This window comes from Streptomyces sp. BRA346 (assembly GCF_052851135.1).
In genome coordinates this window covers 34,178-46,099 of sequence record NZ_JAIWIH010000049.1, presented here as the reverse complement: position 1 = coordinate 46,099, position 11,922 = coordinate 34,178, and the positions used below count along the sequence as shown (strand labels likewise).

Annotated in this window: 8 protein-coding genes; 2 read left to right on the top strand and 6 right to left on the bottom strand. The window is 70.6% G+C overall.

Features of this window, described 5'->3' with window-relative positions; all coding sequences use genetic code 11:
• From LCH29_RS38780 to LCH29_RS38755, 6 genes are all read right to left on the bottom strand, one after another.
• The coding region (locus tag LCH29_RS38780) for a glycosyltransferase (protein WP_446466377.1) at positions 1-1,407 on the bottom strand (1,407 nt) is incomplete at its 3' end.
• Positions 1,408-1,794: 387 nt separating this feature from the next.
• Positions 1,795-2,193, bottom strand: a complete 399-nt coding sequence (gene rbsD / locus LCH29_RS38775) for a D-ribose pyranase (protein ID WP_446466376.1) — start codon at positions 2,191-2,193, stop codon at positions 1,795-1,797.
• The gene (locus LCH29_RS38770) at positions 2,190-3,116 is read right to left on the bottom strand and encodes a ribokinase (protein WP_446466375.1); all 927 of its coding nucleotides are present in this window, start codon (positions 3,114-3,116) and stop codon (positions 2,190-2,192) included. The genes rbsD and LCH29_RS38770 overlap by 4 nt, the downstream gene beginning before the upstream one ends.
• A gap of 188 nt (positions 3,117-3,304) precedes the next feature.
• The gene (locus tag LCH29_RS38765; protein ID WP_446466374.1) at positions 3,305-5,254 is read right to left on the bottom strand and encodes an ABC transporter permease/substrate-binding protein; all 1,950 of its coding nucleotides are present in this window, start codon (positions 5,252-5,254) and stop codon (positions 3,305-3,307) included.
• Positions 5,244-6,803, bottom strand: a complete 1,560-nt coding sequence (locus LCH29_RS38760) for a sugar ABC transporter ATP-binding protein (RefSeq protein WP_446466379.1) — start codon at positions 6,801-6,803, stop codon at positions 5,244-5,246. Before LCH29_RS38760 ends, LCH29_RS38765 begins: the two co-directional genes overlap by 11 nt.
• Positions 6,804-6,892: 89 nt before the next feature.
• Positions 6,893-7,909: a LacI family DNA-binding transcriptional regulator gene (locus LCH29_RS38755; protein WP_446466373.1), complete on the bottom strand. Its 1,017-nt coding sequence runs from the start codon at positions 7,907-7,909 to the stop codon at positions 6,893-6,895.
• A 220-nt stretch (positions 7,910-8,129) separates the two neighbouring features.
• Between LCH29_RS38755 and recD2 the strand changes: the two genes are divergently transcribed.
• Complete coding sequence (gene recD2, locus LCH29_RS38750; RefSeq protein ID WP_446466372.1) at positions 8,130-10,337, top strand: SF1B family DNA helicase RecD2; 2,208 nt, start codon at positions 8,130-8,132, stop codon at positions 10,335-10,337.
• A 186-nt stretch (positions 10,338-10,523) separates the two neighbouring features.
• Positions 10,524-11,813 carry a citrate synthase gene (locus LCH29_RS38745; protein WP_123099678.1) on the top strand — a complete coding sequence of 430 codons (1,290 nt, stop codon included), beginning with the start codon at positions 10,524-10,526 and terminating at the stop codon, positions 11,811-11,813.
• The last annotated feature ends 109 nt before the right edge of the window (positions 11,814-11,922 follow it).

Here is an 11,922-nt window from a genome sequence, read left to right as displayed (position 1 = left end):
GTCGAGGTTGAAACCGAAGACGTACTCCAGGTGCTGCCACCGGCCCAGCAGGCTGCGCCGGTTGCCGACCTTGGTGTTCCCGCTCACCGCGCCGATGGCCGGGTGGGCGAGCGGCTGGATGAGCTGGTGGATGGCATCGGCCTCGAAGACGGTGTCGGCGTCGACCATGACCACGATGTCGTGCGCCGCGTGCGCGAGCCCGGTGTTGAGGGCGGCCGCCTTGCCGGAGTTGACCTGCCGGATCACCGAGATCCGGGGGTCGTTGATCCAGGTGGCGAGGTCCGCCGTCCGGTCCGTCGATCCGTCGTCGACCACGATGATCTGGAGATGCGGATGGGTGGAGGCCAGCAGGGAGCGGACGGTGGCCTCGATGCCCGCCTCCTCGTTGTACGCGGGGACGATCACCGTCACCGGGTCGTTGACCTCGCGCAGCCAGGGGGAGCCGGGGCGGAAGCGGGTCAGCCGCCGGACATGGGCGCGGGCGAAGAAGACGAGCGTGATCAGCCGGAGCAGGCCCAGCGCACCCGCGATCGCGAGCACCCAGGCCATGGTGTTGGTGAACGCCCGCCCGATGGCACCAACCCAGAGCAGCGCATCGCCCTCCAGGCGCTCCCACAGGGACGCCGGGGCGTTGCCCGCCTTCGCCCCGGCCCCTGCGGTCACGGTGGTGAACCGGTCGACCTTCCGGTTGCCGAGCAGCTTCTGCGCCTCCTGGTACGCCGTCTCGTTCTGGCTGAACTGCCGGACCACGCCCTGCGACGGCTTGCGGTACCACTGGTCGGCGGTGACCAGGGTGTATCCGTCCGCGGCGACGCGCTGCGCCGCCTTCCACTCGGCGCCGCACAGGGTGTCCATCGCGGTCGTCTGGGGCATCCGGAGCAGCTTGGTGCGGACGCCCGAGGAGCCCGCCAGCGCCGTTTGCGTGAGCGACAGCTCGAGACCGGTGCGCGCGGATGACGAGGTGCCCAGGTCGGCGCCGGTGTAGGTGTTCGACCCGATCTCATGGCCCGCGGCGCGGATCTTCCGCACCAGGTCCGGGTGCTCGGCCGCCTTGGCGCCGTAGAGGAAGAAGGTGGCGTGCGCGTGGTGCTTGCGCAGCAGGTCGAGCAGGCGCGGTGTCCATACGGGGTCGGGGCCGCCGTCGAACGTGAGCGCCACGGTGCGTGCGGGCATCGAGGCCGACGACACCTTGCCGTCCTTGATGCGCAGGACCGGGCCGCCCTTGTCCACGGCCCGGGGCACGGGGGTGGTGCAGGGGCGCCGGGTCTTCGCGGCGTCGATCTCGTTGTCGGTCCACCCCTGGAACATCAGCATGGCGAACATCACAGGGAGGACGATGATCAGGAACAGCCAGTGGCCGCGCGGATCACGGGACGCGGCATGCCGACGTCTGGGCTTGCGGCTCATTCGCCGACGCCCGGAGCCACCCGGCGGAGCACGCGGACGACCCGTCTTCGGCCCGGTGCGGGGCCGGGCGCGGTGGTGACCACCATGGCGCGGCGAGATGTGGCTATGAGACGGATTTTTTGTCGCTTGCGGTTCCGGCTGGCCTTACACATGTGGAGGGAGTGTAGCGATCAGTCATTTCGGCGCGACCCCGAGATTTCTTACCGACCAGTTGGCCCGCGTGACAGAGAACTCACTGATGGGGGAAGGGCGGCGGCGGCGCCGGGGGCGGTTGACGGGCCGCGGTATTCGATGATCGAATCGTCGGCCCTGTCAACCGCGGGCCGGATTACGGGAATTCACGTTGTCGTTGAATGTATTTCGCCGACGCCGCCGCAACGGTTGAATTCAGAACGGCACGCCGCAGCGCAGCAGCACGTTCGCGTACGGCCGCGCCTCGCCGGTCCGCACGACCAGCTTCGCCGTGGCGGTACGGGCCTTCAGCTCCTCGTGCGACACGAGATCGAGCGCGGGGTACGGGAAGTAGGTGTCGAGCAGGGCCAGCGCCGCCGGGTTGTACTCGCTCACCTCCCGCGCCGCGACGGCCCCCTCGGTCACCAACTCGTCCAGCAGCCCGGTCAGCACCTGCTCGAAGGACGGCACCCCCGCCCTGAAGGCGAGGTCGACGACGAGGGGACCGGAGGACGGTATCGGCAGGCCCGCGTCGCACACCATCACCGTGTCGGTGTGGCCCAGCAGCGCCAGACCCGCGCTCAGGTGACGGTTGAGGATCCCCCCACGCTTCACAGGGCCGCCACCTCGTCGGCGGTCGGGAACGACACCTGCGCCCCGGACCGGGTCACCGCGGCCGCACCGACGCGCACGGCGTACCGGACCGCGGTCTCCAGGTCGTCGCCGACGCCCAGACGCCAGGCGAGCGCACCGGTGAAGGCGTCACCGGCGCCCGTGGTGTCCACGGCCTCGACCGGCAGGCTGGGGATCCGCACCGTACGGTCGCGGTCGGCGACGAGCGCGCCCGCGCCGCCCAGGGTGACCACCACCGAGCGCGGGCCGCGCGCCAGCAGAGCCGCCGCCCACGCCTCGGGGTCGGTGGCGTCCCCGTCCGGATCGTCGCCCAGCAGATACCGCGCCTCATGCTCGTTGACGACGAGGGGGTCGCACGCGGCCAGCACATCGGCGGGCAGGGGTGCGGGCGGTGAGGGGTTGAGCACCACGCGCGGCCCGGACCGGTCGCCGAAGCCCGCGTCCGCGGTGCGCACCACCGCGGCGACCGTCTCCAGCGGGATCTCCAGCTGGAGCGAGACGACCCGGGCGGCGGCCAGCAGGCTCCCGGCGTCGCGCACGTCCGAGGGGGTGAGCCGGGAGTTGGCGCCGGGGGAGACCACGATGCTGTTGTCACCCGAGGGGTCCACCGTGATCAGCGCGACCCCGGTGGGCGCGCCGCCGACCAGGACGCCGACGGTGTCGACCCCGGCGGCCCGCTGCGAGTCCAGCAGCAGCCGGCCGTGGTCGTCGTCGCCGACCCGGGCCAGCAGGGCCGTACGGGCTCCCAGGCGACCGGCGGCGACGGCCTGGTTGGCGCCCTTGCCGCCCGGGTGGACGGCCAGGTCGGAGCCGAGGACGGTCTCCCCGGCCCCGGGGCGGCGGTCGACGCCGACCACCAGGTCGGCGTTGGCCGACCCCACGACCAGCAGGTCGTAGTCGTGCATGCGGTATGTCCTTTCAGACGGGCGATTTTGTCAGCCGTCAGCTGATAGCTGTCAGCCGCCACGTGTCAGCTGTCAGGTGTCAGCCGCCACGTGTCAGCTGTCAGGTGTCGGCCGTCACGCGTCAGCCGAAATCTGTCAGCTATCACGTGTCAGCCGACACCTGTCAGCCGTTCCGTGTCGGCGGACGGTCACTTCGCCGCGACGACCTTCACCGGGACCTTGACCGCCCCGGCGATCTTCTGACCCTTCGCGGCCTTGATCGCGTTCCGTACGACCAGTCGCCCCAGCTCCTCGGGCTGCTGGGCGACGGTCGCGGTCAGCGTGCCGTTCTTCACCGCCTTGAGGCCGTCCGGTTCGCCGTCGAAGCCGACGACCTTGACGGACTTGCCCGCCTTGGAGCCCAGCGCCTTGATCGCGCCGAGCGCCATCTCGTCGTTCTCGGCGAAGACGCCGTCGACGCCGGAGTGGGCCTGGAGCAGGTTGGTGGTCACGTCCAGGGCCTTGGTGCGGTCGAAGTCCGCGGGCTGCTTGCCGACGACCTCGATGCCCGGGTACGCCTTCAGCCCCTCCGCGAAGCCCTGGCCGCGCTCGCGCGAGGCCGACGTACCGGCGACGCCCTGGAGGACCAGGATCTTGCCCTTGCCGCCCAGCCGCTCGGCCAGCGTCTTGGCGGCGAGCTTGCCGCCCGCGATGTTGTCGGAGGCCACCAGGGACTCGACGTTCGCCTTGTTGACCGTGCGGTCGGCTGCGAGCACCGGGATACCGGCCTTGTTGGCGGTCTTCACGGACGGGCTCGCGGCGTCGGAGTCGACCGGGTTGATGATGATCGACTTCATGTTCTGGCTGGTGAAGTTCTGTATCTGATTGGCCTGCTGGGAGGCGTCGTTCTGGGCGTCGGTGACGGTCAGGCTGATCCCCGCGCGCTTGGCCTCGGCCTGCGCGCCCGCCTTGAGCTGGACGAAGAAGGGGTTGTTGAGGGTCGAGACCGACAGCCCCACCCTGGGCTTCGAGCCGCCGTCCGAACCGGAGTGCCACATCGACGAGCCGAAGGCGAACGCCGCGACGACCACGGCGGCCACCGCGAACTTCCCGGCGTTCATGGCCGCCTGACGGCCGCCGCCGGACGGTCCGCCCGCCGAAGCGCCCGGCGCCGCGGGCCGGGCCCCGGCGCGCCGGCGCACCGTGTCGAGCAGCACCGCGAGCGCGATGACGACACCGATGACGACCTGCTGCCAGAAGGCGGAGACCTCCAGCAGGTTGAGCCCGTTGCGCAGCACGGCCAGGATCAGTGCGCCGATGAGCGTGCCGGACGCCTTGCCGACGCCCCCGGACAGGCTGGCACCGCCGATGACGACCGCGGCGATCGCGTCCAGTTCGTAGCCGACCGCCGCCTGCGGCTGCGCGGAGGAGAGCCGGGAGGCCAGCACGATGCCCGCGATCGCGGCGAAGCCGCCGGACAGGGCGTAGATGACCAGCTTCTGACGGCCCACCCGGATGCCGGAGAGCCGGGCCGCCTCCTCGTTGCCGCCGATCGCGTACATCGCGCGGCCCGCGTACGTACGGCCCAGCACCCCGGAGGTGATCAGGCCCATCGCGACCATCACGAGCACCGGGACCGGCAGCCAGCCGCCGAGCGTGTCGCCGAGGCCGGACACCGAGTCGGGGACGGAGATGGGGCTGCCCTGCGAGATGACCAGGGCCAGGCCCCGGCCGACCGACAGCATCGCGAGCGTGGCGATGAACGGCGGCAGCTTCCCGAAGGACACCAGCGCCCCGCTGACCAGGCCGCACGCGACGCCCGTGGCGACCGCGAGCAGCGCCGCGAGCCAGATGGGCAGCCCCTGCGAGGTCGCCGACCAGGCGAGCACGGTGGCGGACAGCGCGGCCACCGAGCCGACCGACAGATCGATGCCCGCGGAGACGATGACGAAGGTGACGCCGAAGGCGAGGATCGCGGTGACCGCGGCCTGCACGCCGACGTTGAGGAGATTGTCGGTGGTGAGGAAGTCGCCGGACAGCAGCGACATGGCCGCCACCAGCAGCACCAGGGCGCTCAGCGCGCCGTTGTCGAGCAGCACGCGGCGCAGTACGGCCGGGCCCCCGGGGTCCTTCGTGGACGCGAGCGTGTCAGTGGCCACGGGAGCCCTCCTTTTCGTTGACGCCGACTCCGTCGACGGCGCCGTCTGTGCTTCCTTCGACGCCCTTGACGTCCTTCACCGCCAGGGCCATGACCGCGTCCTGGGTCGCTTCCCGAGCGGTCAGCTCCCCGGCGATCCGGCCCTGGGCCATGACCAGGACGCGGTCGCTCATGCCCAGCACCTCGGGGAGGTCGCTGGAGATCATCAGGACGGCGTGGCCGGACGCGGTGAGTTCGTTGACGAGCTGGTAGATCTCGACCTTGGCGCCCACGTCGATGCCGCGGGTCGGCTCGTCGAGGATGAGCACCTTGCTGTCGGCGAGCAGCCACTTGCCGATGACGATCTTCTGCTGGTTGCCGCCGGAGAGCGTGCGCACCTGCTGGTCGAGCCCGGCCATCCGGACCGCCAGCTGTTCGGCGATGCGCTCCGCCGCCCGGCGCTGCCCGGCCCGGTCGACCAGCCCGGCGCGGGTGGCGCCGCGCAGCGTGACCAGGCCCAGGTTCTCCTGCACGGACGCGTCCAGGACCAGCCCCTGGCCCTTGCGGTCCTCCGGTACGAGGCCGACCCCGGCGTCCATCGCGGCGACCACGTCATGGCGGGGCAGCGGTACGCCCGCGACCTCGACGGTGCCGGTGTCGTACGGATCGGCGCCGAAGAGGGCCCGTACGACCTCGGTGCGGCCCGCCCCGACGAGCCCGGCGAGGCCGACCACCTCCCCGGCGTGCACGTCGAAGTCGACGTCCTGGAAGCTGCCGCCGCGGCCGAGCCCCCGGACCCTCAGCAACGGCTCGCCGTCGCTCTCCCCGGCATCCTCGGACGCGGGGCGCTCCCTCGGGTACTGCTGCTCGATGGACCGCCCGACCATCAGCCGCACCAGCTCGTCCTGGTCGGTGGCGGCCGGGACCTGGGTGACGCTGCGGCCGTCGCGCAGGACGGTCACGCGGTCGCCCAGGGCGGCGATCTCCTCCAGGTGGTGGGTGATGAAGACGACGCCCACGCCGTCCGCGCGCAGTGTGCGGACGATCCGGAAGAGCTTGTCGACCTCCTCCGTGGTGAGCACGGCGGTCGGCTCGTCCATGATCAGGACGCGGGCGTTCAGGCTGAGCGCCTTGGCGATCTCGACCATCTGGAGCCGGGCGATCCCCAGGTCGCGGACGCGGGTCCGGGGGGAGACGTCCACGTCGACGCGGGCGAGGAGTTCGGCGGCCTGCTCGTCCATCTTCGTGCGGTTGACGACGCCGAAGCGGCGCGGCTGGCGCCCCAGGAAGATGTTCTCGGCGACGCTGAGGTCGGGGACGAGGTTGAACTCCTGGTAGATGGTGGCGATGCCCAACCGCTCGGCGTCCTGCGCCCCCTGGATACGGACCGGGCTGCCGTCGACCAGGACGCGTCCCCCGTCGGGGCGGTGCGCCCCGGACAGCATCTTGATCAGCGTGCTCTTGCCCGCGCCGTTCTCGCCGAGGAGGACGTGCACTTCGCCGCGGCGGAGGTCGAAGTCGACGCCGTCCAGCGCGACCACCCCCGGAAACGTCTTCCGGACCCCCTCCATCCGCAGGATCTCCGCCCCGTCGTCCGCGTGCGCAGGGCGGTCCGCGGGTGCGGGCGGCGCCGGTTCCGGCTCGGGGCTGGGCGTCGTGGTCATGGCGTGCTCCCTTCGGGCTCGCCGCAGGAGCGGCGGGGGACCAGGCGGGCGGACAGGGTCACCGATGCGGCGGGTCGCCCCTCGATGCGGTCGATCAGCGCGCCGACGGCGGCGTGGCCGAGGTCTCCGGTGGGCTGGGCGATGGCGGTGATCGGCGGATCGGTGTGGACGAACCACGGGATGTCGTCGAACGCGGCGAGCGCCACGTCGTCGGGCACCCGCAGCCCGCGGGAGCGGATCTCGTCCATCGCGCCGAGCGCCATCAGATTGTCGGCGGCGAAGATCGCTTCCGGGGGATGGGGCAGATCGAGGAACCCGGCGGTCACCCGCCGCCCGCTGTCGGCCTGGAAGTCGCCCTGGCCGATGTGATCGGCGGGCAGGGCGAGGCCGAACTCGCGCAGGGCGGAGCGGAAGGCGTCCACCCGTTCGCGCCCGGTGGTGGTGGCGGCCGGGCCCGCGATGATGGCGAGCCGGCGGTGGCCGAGGGCGTGCAGATGGGCCACCAGATCGCGGACCGCGGCGCCGCCGTCGGTGCGGACGACGGGCACCTCGTCCAGCCCCTCGCCCTCGATCCAGCGGTCGACGAAGACCATGGGCGTGCCCGAACGGGCCGCGTCCAGCATCAGCGGGGAGCCGCCGTCGGTGGGGCTGACCAGCAGGCCGTCGATGCGGCGGTCCACCAGGGTGCGGACGTGGTGGTCCTGGAGGTCGGGCCGCTCGTCGGCGTTGCCGATGACCACGCTGTAGCCCCGGTCCCGGGCCGCGTCCTCGACGGAGCGGGCCAGCTCGGTGAAGAAAGGGTTCAGCACATCGCTGATGACGAGCCCGAGGGCGCGGGTCTGGTGGGTGCGCAGCGAGCGGGCGACGGCGTTGGGCCGGTAGCCGAGGTCGGCGACGGCGGCGAGCACCTTGTCCCGGGTGTCCGTACGGACGGCCGGGTGGTCGTTGAGCACCCGGGAGACCGTCGCGACGGAGACGCCGGCGCGCTGCGCCACGTCCTTGATGGCCGGCATCGCCCCACCTCCTTGTGGAATCGATTACATCGATGACGCCGAGGGAGATTGGAATCGATTACACGAGGCTGGGGCAAGATGCCGGAACCGGCCGCAACCCGATCGTGATGTTCCGCTCTGTCCGATGTGCCGCCTCGCCGCTCTCCCGCCCGCGCCGGGTTGTCCACAGGCCCGCTCGTCGCCCCGACCCGGTGTCCGCCCTCGGCGGTACGGTCGGTGCATGCTCAAACTCGCGGTGGTCGAAGGGGTTCTGGAGCGGATCACCTATGCCAATGAGGAGAACGGGTACACGGTCGCCCGGGTCGACACCGGCCGCGGCTCGGGTGATCTGCTGACCGTCGTCGGCTCGCTGCTGGGCGCGCAGCCGGGGGAGTCGCTGCGGATGGAGGGCCGCTGGGGTTCCCATCCGCAATATGGCAAACAGTTCACCGTCGAGAACTACCAGACCGTCCTGCCCGCCACCGTCCAGGGCATCCGGCGCTATCTCGGCTCGGGCCTCATCAAGGGCATCGGCCCGCGGATCGCCGACCGGATCACCGAGCACTTCGGCATCGACACCCTCGATGTCATCGAGGAGCAGCCGAAGCGGCTGATCGAGGTCCCCGGCCTCGGACCCAAGCGGACCAAGATGATCGCCGCGGCCTGGGAGGAGCAGAAGGCCATCAAGGAGGTGATGGTCTTTCTCCAGGGCGTCGGCGTCTCCACCTCCATCGCGGTGCGGATCTACAAGAAGTACGGTGACGCGTCGATCGCGATAGTGAAGAACGAGCCGTATCGGCTGGCCGCCGACGTCTGGGGCATCGGCTTCCTCACCGCCGACAAGATCGCCCAATCGGTCGGCATCCCGCACGACAGCCCCGACCGGGTCAAGGCCGGTTTGCAGTACGCGCTGTCCCAGTCCGCCGATCAGGGCCACTGCTATCTCCCCGAGGAGCAACTGATCGGAGATGCCGTGAAGTTGCTCCAGGTCGACACGGGCCTGGTCATCGACTGCCTGGGTGAGCTCGCCGCCGAGGACGAGGGCGTGGTGCGCGAGCCGGTGCCGGGACCGGAGGACGGCGAGCCGGTCTCTGCGGTCTATCTGGTGCCGTTCCACCGCGCCGAGATCTCGCTGGCGGGGCAGGTGCGGCGGCTGCTGCGTACCGAGGAGGACCGGCTGCCCGCCTTCCAGGGCGTGGACTGGGGCGCGGCGCTGGGCTGGCTCGCGAAGCGCACCGGCGCCGATCTGGCCCCCGAGCAGAGCCAGGCGGTGCGGCTCGCGCTCACCGAGAAGGTCGCGGTGCTCACCGGCGGCCCCGGCTGCGGCAAGTCGTTCACCGTGCGGTCCGTGGTGGAGCTGGCCCGCGCCAAGAAGGCCAAGGTGGTGCTCGCGGCCCCCACCGGCCGGGCCGCCAAGCGGCTCGCCGAGCTGACCGGGGCCGAGGCGTCCACGGTGCACCGGCTGCTGGAGCTGAAGCCCGGCGGGGACGCGGCGTACGACAAGGACCGTCCGCTCGACGCCGACCTGGTGGTCGTCGACGAGGCCTCGATGCTCGATCTGCTGCTGGCCAACAAGCTGGTCAAGGCGGTCCCGCCGGGCGCCCATCTGCTGTTCGTGGGGGATGTGGACCAGCTGCCGAGCGTCGGCGCCGGGGAGGTGCTGCGCGATCTGCTGGCCGACGGCAGCCCGGTGCCGGCCGTCCGGCTGACCCGGATCTTCCGCCAGGCGCAGCAGTCCGGGGTGGTCACCAACGCCCACCGGATCAATTCCGGGGCCCCGCCGATCACGCAGGGGCTGTCGGACTTCTTCCTCTTCGTGGAGGACGACACGGAGGAGGCCGGGCGGCTCACGGTGGACGTCGCGGCCCGCCGCGTGCCCGCGAAGTTCGGCCTCGATCCCCGCCGTGACGTGCAGGTCCTCGCCCCGATGCACCGCGGCCCGGCGGGCGCGGGCACCCTCAACGGACTGTTGCAGCAGGCCATCACCCCGGCCCGGCCGGACCTGCCGGAGCGGCGTTTCGGCGGTCGGGTCTTCCGTGTCGGCGACAAGGTGACGCAGATCCGCAACAATTATGAGAAAGGGGCCAACGGGGTCTTCAACGGCACGGTTGGAGTCGTCACCTCCCTCGACGGCGACGAGCAGCGGCTGACCGTGCTGACGGACGAGGACGAGGAGGTGCCGTACGACTTCGACGAGCTGGATGAATTGGCTCACGCCTATGCGGTGACCATCCACCGCTCCCAGGGCAGTGAGTACCCGGCCGTCGTGATCCCGGTGACCACCGGGGCCTGGATGATGTTGCAGCGGAACCTGCTGTACACGGCGGTGACCCGGGCCAAGCGCCTTGTGGTGCTGGTCGGCTCGCGCCGCGCGCTCGGGCAGGCGGTGCGTACCGTCTCGGCGGGCAGACGCTGTACGGCGCTGGATCACCGGCTCGGCGGGACATAGGAGTCGAGTGTGTCAAGAGGGTTTCCGAACGGTGACGAACGGGGCAGGATGGCCGTGTAGGCGGCACTGAGTGCCGCCAAAAGGCCCTTCAGTCGACCCCGAGTGCAGCTTCATCACCCGAGTAGGGGAAGGTGGGGGGAGTCAGGGCACCTCGAGGAAGAGAACCAGACGTCGGTGAGGGATGACGTGAGCGACAACTCTGTAGTACTGCGGTACGGAGACGACGAATACACCTACCCGGTGGTCGACAGCACCGTCGGCGACAAGGGCTTCGACATCGGCAAGCTGCGTGCCCAGACCGGTCTGGTGACCCTGGACTCCGGTTACGGCAACACCGCCGCGTACAAGTCCGGCATCACCTATCTGGACGGTGAGCAGGGCATTCTGCGGTACCGCGGGTACCCCATCGAGCAGCTGGCGGAGCGTGCCTCCTTCGTGGAGACGGCCTTCCTCCTGATCAACGGTGAGCTGCCGACGGTCGACGAACTCGCCGCGTTCCGTGAGGACATCACCCGCCACACGCTGCTCCACGAGGACGTCAAACGGTTCTACGACGGCTTCCCGCGTGACGCTCACCCGATGGCGATGCTGTCCTCCGTGGTCAGCGCGCTGTCGACGTTCTATCAGGACAGCCACAACCCGTTCGACGAGAAGCAGCGCAACCTGTCGACGATCCGGCTGATGGCGAAGCTGCCGACCATCGCGGCGTACGCGTACAAGAAGTCGGTGGGCCACCCGTTCGTCTACCCGCGCAACGACCTCGGTTACGTGGAGAACTTCCTCCGCATGACCTTCTCGGTCCCGGCGCAGGAGTACGAGCTGGACCCGATCGTGGTCAGCGCGCTCGACAAGCTGCTGATCCTGCACGCCGACCACGAGCAGAACTGTTCGACCTCCACGGTCCGGCTCGTCGGCTCCTCGCAGGCCAACATGTTCGCCTCCATCTCGGCGGGCATCAACGCCCTGTGGGGCCCGCTGCACGGCGGCGCCAACCAGTCGGTGCTGGAGATGCTCGAGGGCATCCAGGCGTCCGGCAGCGACGTCGACACCTTCATCCGCAAGGTGAAGAACAAGGAAGACGGCGTGAAGCTCATGGGCTTCGGGCACCGCGTCTACAAGAACTTCGACCCCCGGGCGAAGATCATCAAGTCGGCGGCGCACGACGTCCTCTCCGCGCTCGGCAAGTCCGACGAGCTGCTCGACATCGCGCTCAAGCTCGAGGAGCACGCGCTCGCCGACGACTACTTCGTGGAGCGCAAGCTCTACCCGAACGTGGACTTCTACACCGGTCTGATCTACCGGGCGATGGGCTTCCCGACCGAGATGTTCACCGTGCTGTTCGCGCTCGGCCGGCTGCCGGGCTGGATCGCCCAGTGGCACGAGATGATCAAGGAGCCGGGCTCCCGCATCGGCCGCCCGCGCCAGATCTACACGGGCATCGTCGAGCGCGACTTCGTCCCGGTCGAGCAGCGCTAAACCGGCACCGCCAGGGCGGCGCCGAAGAAAGCCAGAAGCGCCCCGCTGCCGATCCCCCCACGGGTCGGAGCGGGGCGCTTCCCTTGTCCCGGTTCGGATTCCCCCCACG